This window comes from Pseudomonas sp. W15Feb34, from assembly GCF_023127765.1.
Lineage (GTDB): Bacteria > Pseudomonadota > Gammaproteobacteria > Pseudomonadales > Pseudomonadaceae > Aquipseudomonas > Aquipseudomonas synxantha_A.
This window is the reverse complement of the sequence record NZ_SPKN01000003.1, coordinates 232,477-253,614: the sequence shown is the minus strand read 5'-3', so window position 1 is coordinate 253,614 and position 21,138 is coordinate 232,477. Positions and strand designations below refer to the sequence as shown.

17 protein-coding genes are annotated in these 21,138 nt (G+C 59.8%); 13 read left to right on the top strand and 4 right to left on the bottom strand.

Annotated elements, in window-relative coordinates; translation table 11 throughout:
- Positions 1 to 42: 42 nt before the first annotated feature.
- The 11 genes from tssB to E4O97_RS01825 all read left to right on the top strand — a co-directional run bounded on the left by tssB (position 43) and on the right by E4O97_RS01825 (position 16,218).
- On the top strand, positions 43 to 549 hold the full coding sequence (gene tssB, locus E4O97_RS01875) for a type VI secretion system contractile sheath small subunit (protein WP_003195557.1): 507 nt from the start codon (positions 43 to 45) through the stop codon (positions 547 to 549).
- Between the two features lie 2 nt (positions 550 to 551).
- Entirely contained in the window at positions 552 to 2,048 is a 1,497-nt protein-coding gene (tssC, locus tag E4O97_RS01870; protein ID WP_005792511.1) for a type VI secretion system contractile sheath large subunit, read from the top strand.
- 171 nt (positions 2,049 to 2,219) lie between these two features.
- Complete coding sequence (locus E4O97_RS01865) at positions 2,220 to 2,708, top strand: type VI secretion system tube protein Hcp (protein WP_248160790.1); 489 nt, start codon at positions 2,220 to 2,222, stop codon at positions 2,706 to 2,708.
- A 78-nt stretch (positions 2,709 to 2,786) separates the two neighbouring features.
- Positions 2,787 to 3,302, top strand: a complete 516-nt coding sequence (gene tssE, locus E4O97_RS01860; protein WP_005792513.1) for a type VI secretion system baseplate subunit TssE — start codon at positions 2,787 to 2,789, stop codon at positions 3,300 to 3,302.
- Positions 3,299 to 5,158 (top strand): type VI secretion system baseplate subunit TssF, encoded by a 1,860-nt coding sequence (tssF, locus tag E4O97_RS01855; protein ID WP_148853787.1) that lies wholly within the window; start codon positions 3,299 to 3,301, stop codon positions 5,156 to 5,158. The genes tssE and tssF overlap by 4 nt, the downstream gene beginning before the upstream one ends.
- A complete protein-coding gene (gene tssG / locus E4O97_RS01850) occupies positions 5,122 to 6,165 on the top strand; it encodes a type VI secretion system baseplate subunit TssG (RefSeq protein WP_078822644.1) in 1,044 nt (347 codons plus the stop codon). The genes tssF and tssG overlap by 37 nt, the downstream gene beginning before the upstream one ends.
- Positions 6,158 to 8,821 carry a type VI secretion system ATPase TssH gene (gene tssH, locus E4O97_RS01845; protein ID WP_248160789.1) on the top strand — a complete coding sequence of 888 codons (2,664 nt, stop codon included), beginning with the start codon at positions 6,158 to 6,160 and terminating at the stop codon, positions 8,819 to 8,821. Before tssG ends, tssH begins: the two co-directional genes overlap by 8 nt.
- Positions 8,822 to 8,977: 156 nt before the next feature.
- Positions 8,978 to 10,924 (top strand): type VI secretion system Vgr family protein, encoded by a 1,947-nt coding sequence (locus E4O97_RS01840; protein ID WP_248160788.1) that lies wholly within the window; start codon positions 8,978 to 8,980, stop codon positions 10,922 to 10,924.
- Between the two features lie 15 nt (positions 10,925 to 10,939).
- Positions 10,940 to 11,374, top strand: a complete 435-nt coding sequence (locus tag E4O97_RS01835; RefSeq protein WP_248133141.1) for a DcrB-related protein — start codon at positions 10,940 to 10,942, stop codon at positions 11,372 to 11,374.
- Between the two features lie 14 nt (positions 11,375 to 11,388).
- Positions 11,389 to 15,747: an RHS repeat-associated core domain-containing protein gene (locus E4O97_RS01830; RefSeq protein ID WP_248160787.1), complete on the top strand. Its 4,359-nt coding sequence runs from the start codon at positions 11,389 to 11,391 to the stop codon at positions 15,745 to 15,747.
- A gap of 24 nt (positions 15,748 to 15,771) precedes the next feature.
- The gene (locus E4O97_RS01825; RefSeq protein ID WP_103734138.1) at positions 15,772 to 16,218 is read left to right on the top strand and encodes a hypothetical protein; all 447 of its coding nucleotides are present in this window, start codon (positions 15,772 to 15,774) and stop codon (positions 16,216 to 16,218) included.
- An 87-nt stretch (positions 16,219 to 16,305) separates the two neighbouring features.
- Here E4O97_RS01825 and E4O97_RS01820 read toward each other — a convergent pair whose 3' ends face one another.
- The 4 genes from E4O97_RS01820 to E4O97_RS01805 form a co-directional block, all read right to left on the bottom strand.
- Positions 16,306 to 17,286, bottom strand: coding sequence for a hypothetical protein (locus E4O97_RS01820; RefSeq protein WP_248160786.1), 981 nt, complete (start codon positions 17,284 to 17,286; stop codon positions 16,306 to 16,308).
- 286 nt (positions 17,287 to 17,572) lie between these two features.
- Positions 17,573 to 17,848, bottom strand: a complete 276-nt coding sequence (locus E4O97_RS01815) for an HU family DNA-binding protein (RefSeq protein WP_003195589.1) — start codon at positions 17,846 to 17,848, stop codon at positions 17,573 to 17,575.
- Between the two features lie 191 nt (positions 17,849 to 18,039).
- Positions 18,040 to 19,188 carry an FAD-dependent oxidoreductase gene (locus E4O97_RS01810; RefSeq protein WP_248160785.1) on the bottom strand — a complete coding sequence of 383 codons (1,149 nt, stop codon included), beginning with the start codon at positions 19,186 to 19,188 and terminating at the stop codon, positions 18,040 to 18,042.
- Positions 19,189 to 19,224: 36 nt separating this feature from the next.
- Positions 19,225 to 19,392, bottom strand: coding sequence for a rubredoxin (locus tag E4O97_RS01805; protein ID WP_002555879.1), 168 nt, complete (start codon positions 19,390 to 19,392; stop codon positions 19,225 to 19,227).
- A 195-nt stretch (positions 19,393 to 19,587) separates the two neighbouring features.
- Between E4O97_RS01805 and E4O97_RS01800 the strand changes: the two genes are divergently transcribed.
- Both E4O97_RS01800 and ubiA read left to right on the top strand, forming a co-directional pair.
- Positions 19,588 to 20,151, top strand: a complete 564-nt coding sequence (locus tag E4O97_RS01800) for a chorismate lyase (protein WP_103734136.1) — start codon at positions 19,588 to 19,590, stop codon at positions 20,149 to 20,151.
- Positions 20,151 to 21,041, top strand: coding sequence for a 4-hydroxybenzoate octaprenyltransferase (ubiA, locus tag E4O97_RS01795; RefSeq protein ID WP_248089226.1), 891 nt, complete (start codon positions 20,151 to 20,153; stop codon positions 21,039 to 21,041). Before E4O97_RS01800 ends, ubiA begins: the two co-directional genes overlap by 1 nt.
- Positions 21,042 to 21,138: the final 97 nt, after the last annotated feature.

Sequence of the window (21,138 nt, the reverse complement as noted above, 5' to 3'; positions counted from 1 at the left end):
TGCAGTAACAACACCGTCGCTCAAGCGACCAGGAGCAGCAACGTGGCGAAGCAAAGTTCTCAGAAATTCATCGCGCGCAACCGTGCGCCTCGAGTGCAGATCGAGTACGACGTCGAGCTCTACGGCGCCGAGAAAAAGGTCCAGCTGCCCTTCGTAATGGGTGTGATGGCCGACCTCGCCGGCAAGCCCGCCGAGCCGCTGGCACCCGTGGCCGACCGCAAGTTCCTTGAAGTGGACGTCGACAACTTCGACTCACGCCTCAAGGCCATGCAGCCACGCGTGGCGTTCCACGTACCCAACGAGCTGACCGGCGAAGGCAACCTGAGCCTGGATATCACCTTCGAAAGCATGGACGACTTCAGCCCGGCCGCCGTGGCGCGCAAGGTTGACTCGCTGAACCAGTTGCTCGAAGCCCGCACTCAGTTGGCCAACCTGCTGACCTACATGGACGGCAAGACCGGCGCTGAAGAAATCATCATGAAGGCGATCAAGGACCCGGCACTGCTTCAGGCACTTGCCAGCGCGCCCAAGCCTGCAGGGGAGCAGTAATCATGACTGACAATACCGCCCGCGAAGGCAGCCAGATCCTGGGTGCCACCGAAGAAGCCAGCGAGTTCGCCAACCTGCTGCTGCAAGAATTCAAACCCAAGACCGAGCGTGCCCGCGAAGCCGTGGAAACCGCGGTGCGCACCCTGGCTGAACAAGCCCTGGCGCAAACCGACTTGGTGTCCAACGATGCGATCAAGTCGATCGAATCGATCATCGCCGCCATCGACGCCAAGCTCACTGCCCAAGTCAACCAGATCATCCACCACCAGGATTTCCAACAGTTGGAAAGCGCCTGGCGTGGCCTGCACTATCTGGTCAACAACACCGAGAGCGATGAGCAACTGAAGATTCGCGTGCTCAACATTTCCAAGCCGGAGCTGCACAAGACCCTGAAGAAATTCAAGGGCACCGCGTGGGACCAGAGCCCGATCTTCAAGAAGATGTACGAAGAAGAATACGGCCAGTTCGGCGGCGAACCCTACGGCTGCCTGGTGGGCGATTACTACTTCGACCAGTCGCCACCCGACGTGGAACTGCTGGGCGAGCTGTCGAAAGTCTGCGCCGCCATGCACTCGCCGTTCATCGCGGCCGCATCGCCAACCGTGATGGGCATGGGCTCCTGGCAGGAACTGTCGAACCCACGCGACCTGACCAAGATTTTCACCACCCCGGAATACGCCGGCTGGCGCTCGCTGCGTGAATCGGAAGACTCGCGCTACATCGGCCTGACCATGCCGCGCTTCCTGGCGCGCCTGCCGTATGGCGCCAAGACCGACCCAGTGGAAGCCTTCGCCTTCGAAGAAAACACCGACGGCGCCGACAGCTCCAAGTACACCTGGGCCAACGCCGCCTACGCGATGGCGGTGAACATCAACCGTTCGTTCAAGCACTACGGCTGGTGCTCGCGCATCCGTGGTATCGAGTCTGGCGGTGAAGTGGAAAACCTGCCGGCCCACACCTTCCCTACCGATGACGGTGGTGTGGACATGAAGTGCCCGACCGAAATCGCTATCAGCGACCGCCGTGAAGCGGAACTGGCGAAGAACGGTTTCATGCCGCTGCTGCACAAGAAAAACACCGACTTTGCCGCGTTCATCGGCGCACAGTCGTTGCAGAAACCGGCCGAATACGACGATCCGGACGCCACCGCCAACGCCAACCTGGCCGCGCGCCTGCCGTACCTGTTCGCCACCTGCCGTTTCGCCCACTACTTGAAGTGCATCGTGCGCGACAAGGTCGGCTCCTTCAAAGAGAAGGACGAGATGCAGCGCTGGTTGCAGGACTGGATCCTCAACTACGTCGACGGCGACCCTGCGCACTCCACCGAAACCACCAAGGCCCAGCACCCATTGGCGGCTGCCGAAGTGATCGTGGAAGAAGTCGAAGGCAACCCGGGGTATTACAACTCCAAGTTCTACCTGCGCCCGCACTACCAGCTTGAAGGGCTGACGGTGTCGTTGCGACTGGTATCGAAGCTGCCTTCTGCCAAGAGCGCATAAGTAACTGTTGAACCGGTTCTTCTGTGGGAGCCGGGCTTGCCCGCGATGCAGGCGACGCGGTCTGCCAGCCAGACCGCGGTGATGCTATCGCAGGCAAGCCAGCCCCCCAGAAAAGCACTGCCCCATTGGCGGTAACCCAATATCGTGGCTGAGACCACACAGGGAGAAAACATGGCTGTTGATATTTTCATCAAGATCGGCGACATCAAGGGCGAGTCCATGGACAAGGCCCACAAGGACGAAATCGACGTATTGAACTGGAGCTGGGGCATGGCCCAGTCCGGTAACATGCACATTGGCGGTGGCGGCGGTGCGGGCAAGGTGAATATCCAGGACCTGTCGCTGACCAAGTACGTCGACAAGGCTTCGCCCAACCTGATGATGCACTGCGCCAGCGGCAAGCACATCGACAAGGTCAAGCTGACCGTGCGCAAGGCCGGTGGCGAAAGCCAGGTCGAGTACATGGTGATCAACCTGGAAGAAGTGCTGGTCACCTCCCTGAGCACCGGCGGCTCGGGCACCGATGATCGCCTGACCGAGAACGTGACCCTGAACTTCGCCCAAGTGATGGTCGACTACCAGCCGCAGAAAGCCGACGGCACCAAAGACGGCGGCGCGATCAAGTTTGGCTGGAACATCCGTTCCAACACCAAGCGCTGATAGCCCCTGTGGCCGTGACCCCGCGCCACGGCCACAGGCATCTTGTCTCTCTCGCAACCCGTCCGTGGAGCTGCTTTGGTGGTAACTGAAATCGCTTCCCGCGACCGTCTGCAACCGTCCCTGCTGGACCGGCTGACCGACGACGACCCGACCAATCCCAAGGAAAGCGCCGACAAACGCGTGCTATCCCTGACCCAATTGAAAGCCTCGGTACTGCGTGACCTGGCGTGGCTGCTCAACACCACCTCGTTACTTGATGCCGATGCGACGCTGCACACCCCGGCCGGTACCTCGGTGGTCAATTACGGCCTGCCGGCACTGGCGGGCAACAGCGTTTCCAGCGTCGACATCAAGGCCCTGGAAGCCCTGATCTACCAGGCCATCGCCACCTTCGAGCCACGCATCCTGCGCCACACCCTGCGGGTCAAAGCCCGTGTCGGCCATGGCGAGATGAACCACAACGCCCTGAGTTTCGAGATCGAAGGTGACCTGTGGGCGCAGCCAGTGCCGTTGCGCCTGCTGCTGCAAACCGACCTGGACCTGGAGTCCGGCCACGTACGCGTGGTCAATGCCGATCAGCGGAGACGCCCATGAATCCGCGCCTGCTGGAGCTGTACAACCAGGAACTGCACCACGTGCGCGAAAGCGCCGCCGAGTTCGCCAAGGAATACCCGAAGATCGCCAGTCGGCTGACCCTGTCCGGTATGGACTGCGCCGACCCCTACGTCGAACGCTTGCTTGAAGGCTTTGCCTACCTCACGGCCCGGGTGCAGCTCAAGCTCGACGCCGAGTACCCGACCTTCACCCACAACCTGCTGGAAATCGCCTACCCGCACTACCTGGCGCCCACCCCGTCGATGACCGTGGTGCAATTGCAGACCGACCCGGATGAAGGCTCCCTGGCCAGCGGTTTCCCCCTGCCCCGCGACACGGTATTGCGCGCCGCCCTGGGCCGCGAAACCCAGACCTGCTGCGAGTACCGCACCGCACATCCGGTGACGCTGTGGCCCTTGCAGGTCAGTCACGCCGAATACTTCGGCAACCCCGCCGCCGTGCTCGGTCGCCTGGCCGCCAGCGAGCCGAAAGCCAAGGCGGGGTTGCGCCTGACCTTGCGCACCGGCGCCGAATTGCCGTTCAGCAGCCTTGAGCTGGATAACCTGCCGCTGTACCTCAGTGGTGCCGACGAGCAACCATTCCGCCTCTACGAACAACTGCTGGGCAATGCCTGCGCGGTGTTTGCACGCAAACCCGGCGGCGATTGGGTTGAGCGTTTGCCCCAAGACGCGTTGCGCTCCCGTGGGTTTGACGATGCCGACGCGGCGATGCCGGTAGTGGCGCGGGCGTTCCAGGGCTACCGGTTGTTGCAGGAATACTTCGCCCTGCCCCACCGCTTCCTGTTCGTCGAGTTCGCCGAGCTGGGCCGGGCGGTCAAGCGTTGCGACGGCCAGGAGCTGGAACTGATCGTGCTGTTCGACCGCCACGAACCGAGCCTGGAAGGCAGCGTTGGCGCAGCGCAGTTTTTGCCCTTCTGCACCCCCGCGATCAACCTGTTCCCAAAACGTGTAGACCGCATCCACTTGTCTGATCGGGTCAACGAACACCACGTGATCGCCGACCGCACGCGGCCGATGGATTTCGAGATTCACTCGTTGAGCGGCATCACCGGCCACGGCACCGGGCCGGAGCAGCCGTTTTTACCCTTCTATGCAGTGCGTGATCCGTCGCGTTATGGCCGTGACCAGGCTTACTACACGGTGCGCCGCGAGCCACGCGTGCTGTCCAGCGACCAGCGCCGCAACGGTCCGCGCTCCACCTACGTGGGCAGCGAAACCTTTGTCAGCCTGGTGGACAGCCGCCAGGCGCCCTACGGCCATGATTTGCGCCAGTTGGGCGTCACGGCGCTGTGCACCAACCGTGACTTGCCGCTGTTCATGAGCGTGGGCAATGGCAAGACCGATTTCACCCTGGCCGACAGCGCCCCGGTGCTTTCAGTGCGTTGCGTCGCAGGCCCCAGCCGCCCACGCGCCAGCCATGCCCACGATGCCAAGGCCTGGCGCCTGATCAGCCAGCTGTCGCTCAATTACCTGTCTTTGAGCGAACAGGGCCAGGGTGCCGGCGCCCTGCGTGAGTTATTGCGCCTGTACGGCGACAGCAACGACGCCGCCCTGCAATTGCAGATCGAAGGCTTGCGCGAAGTCAGCAGCAAGGCGGTGACCCGGCGCCTGCCGATGCCTGGCCCGATCGTATTTGGCCGGGGCCTGGAAATCACCCTGCAATTCGATGAAAACGCGTTTCGCGGCACCGGTGTGTTTCTACTCGGTGCGGTGTTGGAGCGCTTCCTGGCACGTTATGTGTCGATCAACAGCTTTACCGAAACGGTGATCCGTACCACCGAACGCGGCGAGATCATGCGATGGAAAGCCAAGCCCGGACGGCGTCCGACCCTGTGAGTACCCTGGATGCGATGCATCAGGAGCCCTGGGAATATGACTTCTTCCAGGCGCTGCGACGTATCGAGTGCGAATCGCCGGACCTGCCGCGCCTGGGCCATTCCCTGCGCCTGGCGGATGACCCGTTGCGCCTCGGGCAACAGGCCGATTGCACCTTCGCGCCGGCCACGCTGGCGTCGGTCGACCCCGGCGGCGACGGCAAGCCGGCGCGCCTGGAGCAGTTCTTCTTCGGCCTCGGCGGCCCCAACGGCCCGCTGCCGCTGCATATCACCGAGTACGTGCGCGAGCGTCAGCGCAATAACGCCGACAGCACCAGCAAGCAGTTCCTGGATGTGTTCCACCATCGCTTGCTGACGCTGTTCTACCGAGCCTGGGCCGAGGCACGTCCGACGGTCAGCCACGACCGGCCGGACGATGACTACTGGTCCGCACGCCTCGCCGCCTTGAGTGGGCGGGGTATGCCGAGCCTGCTCAATCAGGGGTTGATTGCCGATACCGCCAAGCTGCACTACAGCGGCCACCTGTCGGCGCAAACCCGCTACCCGGACGGTTTGAAGGCGATCCTCGGCGAGTATTTCGGCCTGCCGGTAGCGATCGAGGAATATGTCGGCCAATGGCTGGAATTGCCCGAGCGCAGCCGCGTCGGTGTGAGCGCCAACCAGTTGGGCGTGGACTTTTGCCTGGGCCGCTTTGTGTGGGACCGCCAGCATAAATTCCGCATTCGCCTGGGCCCACTCAAGCTGGACGACTACATGGGGATGCTGCCTGGTCATCAACCGTTCAACGAACTGGTGGCCTGGGTGGCCGAGTACCTGGGCCATGAACTGGACTGGGACCTGAACCTGGTTTTGCAACAACCCGAAGTTCCGGCACTGCAACTCAACGGCCAGTTCCGCCTGGGTTTCAATACCTGGCTCGGCCAACCTGCGCATGACGCCAACGACCTAATCCTGGCCCGGCATTACGCCGACCACGCCACCACCTCAAGGAATCCAGAGCATGGGTGAAATCAGTCGCGCCGCACTGTTCGGCAAACTCAACAGCGTGGCCTACAAGGCCATCGAAGCCGCCACCGTGTTCTGCAAGTTGCGGGGCAATCCGTATGTGGAGCTGGCCCACTGGTTTCACCAGTTGCTGCAATTGCAGGACTCGGACCTGCACCGCATCATCCGCCAGTTCAACCTGGAACCGGCGCGCCTGGCCCGTGACCTTACCGAGGCCCTGGACCGCCTGCCACGCGGCTCGACCTCCATCACCGACCTGTCCTCCCACGTGGAGGAAGCGGTGGAACGTGGCTGGGTGTACGGCAGCCTGATGTTTGGCGAAAGCCAGGTGCGCACCGGTTACCTGGTGCTGGGCATTCTGAAAACGCCGAGCCTGCGCCACGCGCTGCTGGGCTTGTCCGCCGAATTCGACAAAATCAAGGCCGAAGCCTTGAGCGAGCGCTTTGACGAGTATGTCGGCGACTCGCCGGAAAATGCCTTGAGCGCCAGCGATGGTTTCAATGCTGGAGCAGTGCCGGGTGAAGCCAGCGGTGCGATGGCGCCGAGTGCGATGGGCAAGCAGGAAGCGCTCAAGCGCTTCACCGTTGACCTGACCGAACAGGCCCGCAGCGGCAAGCTCGACCCTATCGTCGGCCGTGACGAAGAGATTCGCCAACTGGTAGACATCCTCATGCGTCGGCGCCAGAACAACCCGATCCTCACCGGTGAGGCCGGGGTGGGCAAGACCGCCGTGGTCGAAGGTTTCGCCCTGCGCATCGTCGCCGGTGATGTGCCGCCCGCCTTGAAAGACGTGGAACTGCGTAGCCTCGACGTGGGCCTGCTGCAAGCCGGCGCCAGCATGAAGGGCGAGTTCGAACAGCGCCTGCGCCAGGTCATTGAAGACGTGCAGGCTTCGCCCAAGCCGATCATCCTGTTTATCGACGAAGCCCATACCCTGGTGGGTGCCGGTGGTGCGGCAGGCACTGGCGACGCGGCCAACCTGCTCAAGCCCGCCCTCGCCCGTGGCACCTTGCGTACCGTGGCCGCCACCACCTGGGCCGAGTACAAGAAGCACATCGAAAAAGACCCGGCGCTGACCCGCCGCTTCCAGGTGGTACAGGTTGCCGAGCCGTCGGAAGACAAGGCGCTGCTGATGATGCGCGGCGTGGCCTCGACCATGGAAAAACACCACCAGGTGCAGATCCTCGATGAAGCCCTGGAAGCCTCGGTGAAGCTGTCGCACCGCTACATCCCGGCGCGCCAGTTGCCGGACAAGTCCGTGAGCCTGCTGGACACCGCCTGCGCCCGTGTCGCCATCAGCCTGCACGCAGTGCCCGCCGAAGTGGACGACAGCCGTCGCCGCATCGAAGCGCTGGAAACCGAACTGCAAATCATCGCCCGCGAACAGGCCATCGGCATTGCCATTGGTACGCGCCAGAGCAACAGCGAAGCCCTGTTGAGCACCGAGCGCGAGCGCCTGGCGACCCTGGAAAACCGTTGGGCCGAAGAGAAAGCCCTGGTGGATGAACTGCTCGCCACCCGTGCCACCTTGCGCGAAAAAGCCGGCGTCGTAGACAGCGGCAGCGATGAACTCCGCACGCAACTGATCGACCTGCAACAGCGCCTCACCGCCCTGCAAGGCGAAACCCCGCTGATCCTGCCGACCGTGGATTACCAGGCCGTGGCCTCGGTGGTCGCCGAATGGACCGGCATCCCGGTGGGCCGCATGGCGCGCAACGAACTGGAGACCGTGCTCAACCTCGACCAGCATCTGAAAAAACGCATCATCGGCCAGGACCACGCGCTGCAAATGATCGCCAAGCGCATCCAGACCTCCCGTGCCGGCCTCGACAATCCGAGCAAGCCGATTGGCGTGTTCATGCTGGCCGGCACCTCGGGTGTGGGCAAGACCGAAACCGCCCTGGCACTGGCCGAAGCCATGTACGGCGGCGAGCAGAACGTCATCACCATCAACATGAGCGAGTTCCAGGAAGCCCACACCGTGTCCACCCTCAAGGGCGCGCCACCGGGCTATATCGGCTACGGCGAAGGCGGTGTGCTGACCGAAGCGGTGCGGCGCAAGCCCTACAGCGTGGTGCTGTTGGACGAGGTGGAAAAAGCTCACCCGGACGTGCATGAGATCTTCTTCCAGGTGTTCGACAAGGGCGTGATGGAGGATGGTGAGGGTCGGGTGATCGACTTCAAGAATACCCTGATCCTGCTGACTACCAACGCCGGTACCGAGCTGATCTCCCACGTCTGCAAGGACCCGGCGAACATTCCCGAGCCGGAAGAAATCGCCAAGGCCCTGCGCCAGCCGTTGCTGGAGATTTTCCCACCGGCGCTGCTGGGACGTTTGGTGACCATTCCCTACTACCCGCTGAGCGACGAGATGCTCAAGGCGATCACGCGCCTGCAACTGAACCGCATCAAGAAGCGCGTGGAGAACACCCACAAAGTCGCCTTTGACTACGACGATGCGGTGGTCGATTTGATCGTCTCGCGCTGCACTGAAACCGAAAGCGGTGGGCGCATGATCGACACTATCCTCACCAACAGCCTGCTGCCGGACATGAGCCGTGAGTTCCTCACGCGCATGTTGGAAGGCAAGGCGCTGGCGGGGGTGCGGATCAGCAGCCGGGATAATGAATTGCACTACGACTTCAGCGACGCAGATTGACCTGACGGGACACGGTCAAAATGTGGGAGCTGGCTTGCCTGCGATAGCGGTGTATCAGTCAACATCAATGTTGAATGTTCAATTGCTATCGCAGGCAAGCCAGCTCCCACATTGGATTCGGTTTCTTCAGTTATTACGACACTTACGGGTTAACCGATGCTATTCAACCAAGCCTCACGCCTGGCCAAGATCACCAGCCCTCTCGGGCCGGATGTGCTGTTGCTCAACGAAATGGGCGGCGGTGAAGAGTTAGGAAGGCTGTTCAACTATGAGCTGCAACTGACGTCCCTGGACGCCAACATCGACCTCAACCAGTTGCTCGGCAAGCCCATGAGCGTGGGCCTGCAACTGGCGGACGGTGGCGAGCGGCACTTTCACGGCATCGTCGCGCGTTGCAGCCAGAACATCGACCAGGGTCAGTTCGCCAGTTACCAGGTCACCCTGCGCCCATGGCTGTGGTTGCTCAGCCGCACCTCCGATTGCCGGATTTTCCAGAACCTGAGCATCCCGCAGATCATCAAGCAGGTGTTCCGCGACCTGGGTTTCTCCGACTTCGAAGACGCCCTGAGCCGGCCATATCGCGAGTGGGAGTACTGCGTGCAGTACCGCGAGACCAGCTTCGATTTCGTCAGCCGGCTGATGGAACAGGAAGGCATCTACTACTTCTTCCGCCATGAACAGGACCGCCATGTGCTGGTGCTGGCCGACGCCTATGGCGCTCACACCAACGTGCCTGGCTATGCGTCGATCCCCTACTACCCCAAGGACGAGCAGCAGCGCGAACGCGACCATATGCACAATTGGCACCTGGCGCAGGAGGTGCAGCCGGGCTCGCTGGAGCTGAACGACTACGACTTCCAGCGCCCCAGCGCGAGCATCGACGTGCGCTCGGCCATGCCGCGCCCGCACACCGCCGGCGACTACCCGCTGTACGACTACCCCGGCACCTACGTGCAAAGCGCCGACGGCGAACACTATGCGCGCACCCGCATCGAAGCCCTGCAAACCCTGCATGAACAGATCGAGTTCAGCGGCAATGCGCGTGGCCTGGGCTCGGGCCATCTGTTCAGCCTCACCGGCTTCAGCCGCCAGGACCAGAACCGCGAGTACCTGATCGTCGGTTGCCGCTACTTCATCGTGCAGGAAAGCCTGGAAAGCGGTGGCGGCTCAGGCTCGGCGCAGTTTGAAAGCAGCCTGACCTGCATCGACGCCCAACAAAGTTTCCGCCCGCTGGCCAATACTCACCGCCCCATCGTCAAAGGCCCGCAGACCGCCTTGGTGGTAGGCCCCAAGGGCGAGGAAATCTGGACCGACCAGTACGGCCGCGTGAAGGTGCATTTCTATTGGGACCGCCACGACCAATCCAACGAAAACAGCTCGTGCTGGATTCGTGTGTCGCAATCCTGGGCCGGCAAGAACTGGGGCTCGATGCAGATTCCACGCATCGGCCAGGAAGTGATTGTCAGCTTCCTTGAAGGCGACCCGGACCGACCGATCATCACCGGTCGCGTCTACAACGCCGAGCAGACGGTGCCTTACGACCTACCGGAAAACGCCACCCAGAGCGGCATGAAAAGCCGCTCCAGCAAAGGCGGCACACCGGCCAACTTCAATGAAATCCGCATGGAAGACAAGAAGGGGCTGGAGCAGTTGTACATCCATGCCGAGCGTAACCAGGACATCGTCGTGGAGGTGGATGAAAGCCACTCGGTGGGGCATGACCGGAATAAAAGTATTGGCCATAACGAGACGGTGACCATCGGCAGCAACCGCCTGCGGGTTGTGCGCAATAACGACACGGTGATCGTGGGCGCAGCCAAGTCCGACAGCGCCGCCACGAGTTACACCATCGAGGCCGGCGAGAGTATTCGCCTGGTGTGCGGCGACAGCGTGATTGAGCTCAAGGCTGGCGGCGACATCAACCTGACCTGTGGCTCGTTCAACCTGTTTTCCACCGGCAGCAGCAAGATCCAGACAAAGGGAAAATTGGACATCAACCTGGGCAGTGACAAGGGCACATCGCCCGGTGCCCAAGGCGTGCAAAGCACGATCAAGTCCGCCGTCGAATCAAAATTTCCCGGTAAGCCCGGTGCTGGTCAATAACGAGATTTCGCCACCATGAACTACCTGATCAACGAAGCCCAATTCACCCTGCCCGATGCCGAGGTACAGGACACCTCGATCAATATCCTCAGGTTCGCCAAGCTGGGCACTACCCTGGTGGTGAGCCGCAGCCCCTTGGCCGATGGCGAGAGCCTGCAAAGCAATTTCGAGGGCCAGCTGAAAAAGCTCGAGCAGCAGGTCAAGGATCTGCGCTATTCCCCCGCACAAGCGGTCAAGGTCGGTCCGGCGCAGGACATCGACGCGTTTGAAGTACAGAACCGTTTCAACAAAGGCAGCGACAACATTTACCAATATCAGCTGGCAATGCAGATACCCGGCACCCGCCAACTGATTGCACTGAGCTACGTCAAGACCCAGCCCCTGGGCTCTGCCGAGGCAGCTCATTGGGCGACACTCAAAAACACGCTCAATTTTACTGCTACGCCCTGAGTCGAGCCTGAGCGATGAGTGACGATCTTTGGGCTGCCCGCGAAGGCGACGCACTGCTGCACACCTCGGTGATGGCCGACATTCTCGGCGGTGTGCTGGAAGTGGCCGCCTATGCGGCGATCACTACTGTGGGCTGCCTGGCCGTTGCCGGGGCGGTGTTCCTTGCGACTGGTGCAACCATCGCCACCGGCGGTGTAGCCCTGGTGTTGGTGGTGGGCGCGGTCGTCGGTATTACCGCTGGCCTCACGGGGGCGGACTTGAAGATATCCAGTTGGTGCGAGTCCGCCGCCAACTGGGTGTTTCCGCCGGTGATTGATGCCTTCATCACCAGCGGTTCGCACAACGTGTTCATCAATGGCAAAAAGGCCGCCCGCGCCGCGGGCAAGATGACGGCTGTACCCGTCGCGCCCAGCGAGCCGGCAGCGCCGAGCTTCCTGGATATGGCCGGAGAGTTTTTCTCGCAGATGTGGCGCCCGACCGTCGCCTCGCCCGCCCCTGGCACCGAGCCTTGCCCGCTGGATACCGTGGCGTGCAACAAGCATCCGCCCATGCCGCTGCAGTTCATTGCCGAGGGTTCCAGTTCGGTATTCATCAATGGTCAGCCGGCGGCACGCAGCGGGGATCGCAGTACCTGTGACGCCAAGATTGGCACGGCCAAGGGCCTGATTTCGCCGGATGTGCGCATTGGTGGCGAGACCATCGTAGTGCAGGAGATTCGTAGCGGCAAAACGCCGGGGGTGGGGCTGGCCATTGCCGTGGTGATGGCATTGCGGGGCAACTTGAAATGTTTTTGGACCAAGTTGCCGTGTCTAGTGGGTGGCTTAGTATTCGGTGGCGCCGTCTCGTATGCGACCAGCAAGGTCACCTCTGCGCTCAAGAGCGCCATGAATGGCTCGCCCAATCCGGTGCACAGCGCGACAGGGGCCAAGGTCTTGGGCGAAGAGGAGGAGTTGGACTTTGTTCTGCCCGGCCTGCTCCCTATCGATTGGCAACGTTTCTACAACAGTCTCGATACACGTCGCAACGGCCTCTTCGGCGCAGGCTGGAGCGTCGACTATGAGGTGTCGGTCGAAATAGATGCCGACGAAAACCTGTTCTATATCGATGAGCAGGGACGGCGCCTGGAGATCGGTTATATCCCGTTGTCCGGTGGAGCGTTCGATCCGGGCGAAGGCCTTGCGGTGAGACGCAGCGGTGAAGGCGCGGTATTGATCGAGAGCATCGACGGTCTGTATCGGCTGTTCGAAATCGACCCGCAGAACAACTCACGGATGCGCTTGCACCTGCTGGGTGATCGCAATGAAGGGCGGATCTTTCTCGATTACGATGCCCAGGGAAGGCTTCACCGCTTGCGTGACACCCATGATTTCATGCACGTCGAGTTGAGTTATACAACTCAGCATCCGCGTCGTGTGAGCCACATCGAGCGGCGTTACCTGCGCCAGGACCATTTCGATGCACGCAGCGACGTACTTGTCAGTTATCGCTATGACAGCAACGGCGATCTTGCCGAAGTATTGGATGCCCAAGGCACAACCCTACGGCGCTTTGCCTACGACAGCAGCAGACGCATGGTCGAGCACCAATTGGCGAGTGGTCTGCGTTGCTTCTACCAATGGGTTGAAGTACCTGGGCCAAACGGCCCGGAATGGCGCGTCAGTCGGCACTGGACAGATGCGGGTGATGAATACACCTTCGACTACGACTTGGATGCGGGCATTACACGCGTAACCGATGGGTTGATGCGCGTCAGCACTCGGCATTGGAACCCGCAATATCAGATCACCCGATACGTTGATAACGCGGGCAGTATCTGGGAATTCGAATGGAACGAAGATCGCCAGTTTGCAGGCGCGATTGACCCAAAGAACGGCAGATGGCGCTTCTGTTACGACGACTCCGGCAACCTGAGTACAGTGACCGATCCGCTGGGCAGGACCCGTGGCACACAATGGCTTGCGCATTGGGCATTGCCTCAGATTGAAACCGACCCTGCGGGCAATAGTTGGCATTACCGCTACGACCAACGTGGTAACTGCATTGAGGAAGTCGATCCACTGGGCAACCGCACGCGCTATGTCTATGACGGTTTCGGCCAGCCGGTGCGCATCATCGATGCGACGGAAAAATCCAGAACATTGCATTGGAACGAGTGGAGCCAACTGGTCGAAGAAGTCGATTGTTCCGGTTATCCGACGCGTTATCAATATGACGCGTTTGGCAATCTGGTGGTGCAGACCAATGCCGAAGGTGAATCGGTGCGTTACCGATACGGCCCTCAGGCGCTGCTTCTGGAATGTCAGCTTCCGGACGGCCGCGTCGAACAATTCCAACGCAGCGCAAGTGGTTATCTGACTGCCCACGTAGACCCTGCCGGCAGCACCACACGCTATGCCTATGACATTCGCGGTCTGGTCAAACAGCGCTGGGACGCGCATAACCGTTCGGTCATGTTCGATCATGATGCCTACGGACGTCTGAGCAAGCTGACCAACGAGAACGGTGAGAGTTATCGCTTTGAGTGGGACGCAGCCGACCGCATGGTGCAGCAGCAGGACCTGGATAAAAGCCGGCGCTGCTACACCTATGATCCGCTGGATGATGTCGTCGCCGTTGACTACCTGCCGGGAACGGAAGGTGAGCCGGTAGCGCCGCTGTCACATCAGTTTCAGCGAGATCCCGTGGGACGCCTGGTCAGCAAAATAACTGCGGACGGTACCACCAGCTACGCGCACGACCTCAACGACCAACTGGTCGGTGTTACTTTCACGGCGCCTGATGGTAGTGAGCAATTACTTGGCTTCAGCTATGACGCCATGGGGCAGCTCCTTGAGGAGAAAAGCTCGGCAGGGTCTGTGCAGCATCGTTACGACGAACTGGGAAATCTGATTCAAACCGGCTTGCCTGATGGTCGATGGCTGAACCGCCTGTATTACGGCAGTGGCCACCTGCATCAGTTGAATCTCGATGGAAAGGTTATCAGCGACTTCGAGCGTGATCGCTTGCATCGCGAAGTGCAGCGTACTCAGGGTCAACTCAAGACAAGCACTGCGTACGACCGTAGCGGAAGGGTTCGGTCCCGACAGCGTCGCAGCATCGACCAACCATGGCAGCTGCCACCACTGGTAGAGACCGACTATAGCTACGATCCCAGCGACAACGTGATTGGACGTCATCGTGTTGATCGCGTGCACGATCATCAAGAGCATCTGGGTTACGACAGTACCGAACGGATTCTTGTCAGCCACCAGGCAGGACGGAGCGAAACCTGCGCCTATGATGCCGCAGCCAACCTGCTCGATAGTTCACATCAAGGTGGCTTGGTAAAACATAACCGGCTGCTGACCTATCAAGATAAGCGTTACCGGTACGACGCCTTGGGTCGCATGGTCGAAAAGCGCAGTGCCTCTCGCGGTTTACAGCGCTTTGTCTACGATGCGGAAAGTCGTCTGATTGAAGTACGAAATGATAGCGGCAACAGGATAAGGATGACCTATGACCCCCTGGGGCGTCGCATTGAAAAAGCCGAGTATGGCAGCGATGGCTATCAGTTGGGGATGACGCGCTTCCTCTGGGACGAGCTGCGTCTCTTGCAGGAATCCAGGCATAGTCAGTCCAGCCTTTATATCTATGAAGATGAAGGCTACAAGCCCGTAGCCCGGGTCGACGGCACGGGGCCTGTGCAAAAAATCCGTCACTACCATAACGACCTCAATAGCCAGCCGGAGCAGCTAACCGAAGAAGACGGCGAAGTCATCTGGCGGACCAGTTATCGAATGTGGGGCGGTACGGTGGAGGAAGTGCGCGAGCCTACCTACATCGAAGAGCAGAACTTACGGTTTCAGGGGCAATATCTAGATCGAGAAACGGGACTGCATTTTAATACATTCCGGTTTTACGACCCGGATATCGGGCGGTTTACCACACCGGATCCTCTTGGGTTGGCGGGAGGGATCAATCTCTATCAATATGGGCCGAATCCGATCGCCTGGATCGACCCGTGGGGCTGGAAATGTTGGAGCACAGCAAGGAAAGGTGTTTGGAAAGCCGCGGGTGCCAATGCCCGGCCAGGCCAGTACTCAACTAGAAACCTGGCTCGAATGGCCCTAGGCAAGGCACCGCAGATGAGAATAGAGGTTCGTTATCGTAATACTCTGAGAAGCCGACTAAAGGGACGTGTTGGCACGACCAAGGAAATCACGGTGTCGATGGAGCTGAATCATCAATACATTCCACAACGCGCCGGATCAAAAGTGGCTCATGAAGATTGGAACTTGACCAAGGCGACGCCTTGGGGGCATGAGTCAATGGACAAGTATCGCCATACCGGCTGGGATTTGGTGAGAATTGTAAAAACCACAGGGCAATTTTAGAGAACCCTTTCAGGAGCAGCAGATATGAGTGAGTTGACTGATTTTCACGTTTTCTGGGGCACGGCAATGACTGTCGCGGAAAAAAAATCTGCCTCGATGGAAGATGAAAGCGCGGAGGATTTTGCTCGCAAGCTTTACGAGGAATATGTAGCGCAAGGCGCACCAAAAAATAAAAAAAAATGGCTAACGGAGCGACTCGATAACGAATACCTTTGCATGAAGGATAAACCCGTATGGGTAGGCGAACCTGCCTGGCTATATCATCAGGGTCTCCCTATGGTCTTTTTGCATCAATTCCTGGTACCCCCTACAGCGCAGCACATCAAAGAAAGGATATCGCTAGGTGAAACTGTTTATGTATTTGGTGCAAAACACCTTGTTAAAAGGCCATCAGGGGATATATGGACCGATATCTATCGGATGGCTGTGCAAACTTACGAGGGGGAAACAACGTGGGAAATCCTCAAGTAACCTCAAGGTTTTATTCCACATAAAAAATCTAAAAAGAGGACGGGACGGATTTATTCAGCTAAATCCGCCCTCATTGCATTTACAAATCTAGTCAGCGTCAGCTTCGTTCTGCTTAAGTGTGACCAATGTTTTAATCATCTTATTCATAAACGCGTAGCGCTTTTCAACATTTTCCATACGCGCCTTGTCAGTCGGCGCCTCCGATGACTCAGACGCCTCATACGGGGTATAGATAAGCCCGTAACGCTTAGCGATGTCGGGCATTTGGCTTTCTATCGCGTCCATCCGCTTCTCAAGGTTGGTCAAACGCCCCTGTGTATCCGTTGGCGCGTCGGGGCTAGCTACCACAGCCTTCGCGTCTGGGCCTTCGTTGATGAAAATGATGCTGTTGGTCAGAGACTCAGTGTTTATTTCTGCGCCTGTAAGACGCGCCTGCATTTTTTGCTCCTCCGTCGCGGCAGGGTCTACGGTACCCGTCGTGCCGTCTGGTTTCTTTACTTCTGCTCTAGGCATCTTTGCCTGTGCTGCAACCCTTTCTTCTAGGCCTTTGGAAACGAAATGCTGCCCCACGGTAAAACCGCTATTGACCAAATTACTGGTCCCTGACGTTAGAAGCGCATTACGTATAGTAATCGCGACTGACGGCGAAACCGGTGGGAAAGCGTTGTTCTGTTGCAAGCCGGCAATGTCATTTCCAGTGTTACGTGCCGCCCCGGGACCGTTCGATCCTCCCGCTGGCTTTTTAATAGGCGTATTGCCAGACTTGCCAGGCTTGCCAGGTGGACGCCTGGAAGGGTTGCGAGACTTGGGAGGCTTGCCCTTGTGATTGATGCTGGCCCTTGGCGCGCCGAATCTTTCTGCAGTCCTTTTGCTTCGACTAACGAGTTCCTCAGGGGTCGCTTGAGGGTATTGAGCGCTCCCTTTGTTCTGACTGTAATCCGGTTTATCGTTTGAACTATTTGCCTCGCCCCCCGTACTACCCGACGTCGACGGCGATTTGATCTCCGTCTTTTTTTGCTGGGTTAATGGCGTGAGCAATGGAACACGGGACTGATCGAATATTTTCATATATACACCTCTAAAAATTAGTTTAGAGCGCGCTCCCTGCTGTCTCATGCCATATGTGTCATATCTGTACCGATGTAGTTCCATATCAACTATATAATTCGATTATTACTCAATAAAAACTCGCTACAACTCAGCTTCCACTTCAACCATTAATAATTCTGCAAGAGACAACTACTTATATTCCCCACTACCCTTTTTTCACCCCCAACAAAAATGGGCACCCGACCCAGTCGGCGTGCCCATTTTCTTTACCGCCCCGCCTCCCTTCGAGACGGTACCGCTTAACTTACGGGTTGACGCTGTCTTTGAGCGACTTGCCCGGTTTGAACGCGACGGTGTTGCTTGCCTTGATCTTCACAGGCTCACCGGTTTGCGGGTTTTTGCCGGTGCGGGCGCCGCGGTGGCGTTGCAGGAAGGTGCCGAAACCCACCAGGGTGACGCTGTCCTTGCGGTGCAGGGCGCCGGTGATTTCTTCGAGTACGGCGTTAAGGACGCGGTTGGCCTGCTCTTTGGTGAGGTCTGCTTTTTCAGCGATGGCGGCTGCGAGATCTGGTTTACGCATAAATGAAGCCTCTTTGACGGTTTTTTGTTGTTATGTCCGTGCTGCTCTCTGGTGGAGCAGCGCCCAAGGCGCCGCAGGCTCTACTCTGCGGCAGACGGGAGTGAGGATGGCACGCCCTCGCACGCTCCGCCAGTCTCCCGGCGACCTTTCTACAGGCGAAACGGTGCTGATTCCGACAGAACAGCTGGCATTTACGCCAGCAATGGCGGAAGTTCTTTGTTCAGGGCCAGTTTTTCCATGACGGCGCTGCCGGTCAGCGCGTATCCCAGCAGGCGGCCGCTGGCGTCGCGACACAGGGCCTTGATGTCGGCGCCCTGCCCTTCGACGCTCCACACACCTTCGGTGCCCCGTGGCGCAGGTGACACCACCAGCGGGCAGACCGGGGTTTTCACGGTGATCGGCATAGGCCCATAGCTCACCGCCGTGGCGTTGCCGGCCAAGGTTTGCGCCAGGGCACGGGCGCAGCTCATCAGTGGCATCACGTACAGCAGGTTCAAGCCGTCGACCTCGGCGCAGTCGCCCAGGGCGTAGATGTTGGCGTGGGACGTCTTGAGGTGACGGTCCACCATGATCCCGCGATTGATTTGCAGGCCGGCGGCGGCGGCCAGGTCTACACGAGGACGCAGGCCGATGGCGGACACCACCAGGTCACAGTGGATCACATCACCGTCCGACAGGTGCGCCTCAAGGCCATCAGCCGTGCGTTGCAGGCGATTGAGCACCGGGCCCAGGTGGAAACGCGCGCCGATGCCTTCCAGCCCGGCTTGCACCGCTGCGGCAGCCGCCGGGTGCAGCAGGGTCGGCATGACCTGCTCACAGGGTGCGACCAGGTCGATTTCATAGCCGCCGAGGATCAGGTCGTTGGCAAATTCGCAGCCGATCAGGCCAGCGCCAAGCAACAACACGCGACGTTTGCCGGCAGCCGCGGCGCGGAAGCGCGCGTAGTCTTCCAGGTCGTTGATCGGAAAAATCAGTTCAGCCCCATCGCCTTCAACCGGTACGCGCACGGTTTCTGCGCCCCAGGCCAGGATCAGGTCGCGGTAGGCCACCGCTTCCTCGCCGATCCACAGGCGCTTGTGGCCTGCGTCGATGCCGCTGACACGTGTATGGGTGCGCACTTCGGCCTTGAGCTGCTCGGCCATGGCGCCGGGTTCGGCCATGCTCAGGCCATCGGCTTCCTTGTTCTTGCCAAAGCCGGTGGAGAGCATGGGCTTGGAGTAGGAGCGCCCGTCATCCGCGGTGATCAGCAGCAATGGGGTCTCGCTGTCGAGCTTGCGAAACTCCCGGGCTACGTTGTAACCGGCCAATCCTGTGCCGATGATCACGACGGGTGCGTTCATTCCTTTCTCCTTGTAGTACGTGTCTTAAACTAAGAATTAGCCGATTTCGATCATTTCGAAATCCATTTTGCCCACGCCGCAGTCCGGGCACAGCCAGTCTTCCGGGACGTCTTGCCACAGCGTGCCCGGAGCGATTCCGTCATCCGGCCAGCCGTCCGCTTCGTTGTAGATCAAGCCACAGACGATACATTGCCACTTCTTCATTACGTGCTTCCTCAAGTCCAGGCATGTTGGCCGGCGGTCGATGGATCCAGCGTTGCCGCACGGCTCAGGGCGTTTTGTACTGATCGGGGCCGGCAGATGCAAGCACGATCGGCGCAAACGGCCGGTTTGGCGCGGCAAAAGTTCAGGGTGCCATGGTAAGCTCGCCGCCTCTTTTGCTGCCAATACTGACTCACCGTGCCGCACTCAATCGCCCCTTCCGATGCTTGCCAATGGCTGACCCAGAGCCTTCTGAGTCCCTTGCCCACGCCCTTGACCCTCAACTGGCTGTTTGACGAAGGCTCGCTGACGCGACGGCTGACAGGGCTGTCCAACGACGGTTTCAGCGTGACGCCGCTGTTCGAAGGCTGGCAGCCATTGCGCGACGATGAATGTGCCGCCCTGGGCCTGGCCCCGGCCAGCATCGGCTGGGTGCGCGAGGTGTACCTGCGTGGGCATGACCAGCCGTGGGTGTTTGCCCGCAGCGTGGCGGCGCGCAGTGCCTTGCAGGGCGACGGGCTGCATATGGACGAGCTGGGCAGTCGCTCGCTGGGGGAGCTGTTGTTCTGCGACCGCGCCTTTACCCGCCAGGCCATCGAAGTGTGCCATTACCCTCGCCCATGCCTGCCGGCAGCGGACCAGACCGACGGTTTGTGGGCGCGCCGCTCTCGCTTCGATCGCGGCGCGCTGAGCGTGCTGGTGGCAGAAGTCTTCCTGCCGAGTTTCTGGCACGCGCTGCATGACCATCCGGAGAACTGCTGATGTATCAACGTCTGCTCAAGTCCTTGAACCGCCTGAACCCCAGGGCCTGGGATTTCATTCAGTTGACGCGCATGGACAAGCCCATTGGCATCTACCTGTTGCTGTGGCCGACATTGTGGGCACTGTGGATCGCCGGCGAGGGCTCGCCGTCGCTGCTTAATATCGTGATTTTCGTGTTGGGCGTGGTGCTGACCCGCGCCGGTGGCTGCGTGATCAATGATTGGGCTGACCGCAAGGTCGATGGCCATGTGAAGCGCACCGAGCAACGCCCACTGGTGAGCGGCAAGATCAGCTCGAAAGAGGCATTGGTGTTTTTTGCCGTGTTGATGGGTACCAGCTTCCTGCTGGTGCTGCTGACCAACGCCAGCACTATCCTGCTATCCCTGGGCGGCCTGGCGCTGGCGGCCAGCTACCCGTTCATGAAGCGCTACACCTATTACCCGCAGGTAGTGCTGGGCGCGGCGTTTTCCTGGGGCATGCCGATGGCGTTTACCGCCGAGACCGGCCATCTGCCCGCTACCGCGTGGTTGCTGTATATCGCCAACCTGTTGTGGACCGTGGGCTACGACACCTATTACGCCATGACCGACCGTGATGACGACTTGAAGATCGGGGTGAAATCCACCGCCATTCTGTTTGGTGATGCTGATCGCGTGATCATCCTGACCCTGCAAGGGCTGTCGCTGGTGTGCCTGTTGCTGGCCGGCACGCGGTTTGAACTGGGGGGTTGGTTCCAACTGGGGTTGCTGGCGGCGGCGGGCTGTTTTGCCTGGGAGTTCTGGTACACCCGGGACAGGGACCGTATGAAGTGCTTCAGGGCGTTCTTGCATAACCATTGGGCGGGGTTGGCGATTTTTGTCGGGATTGTGGTGGATTACGCGGTTCGGTAGTGCAGGACTGACGCCATCGGGGGCAAGCCCCCTCCCACATTTTGATGTGTGAATACATTCAAGTGTGGGAGGGGGCTTGCCCCCGATGGATTCAGCA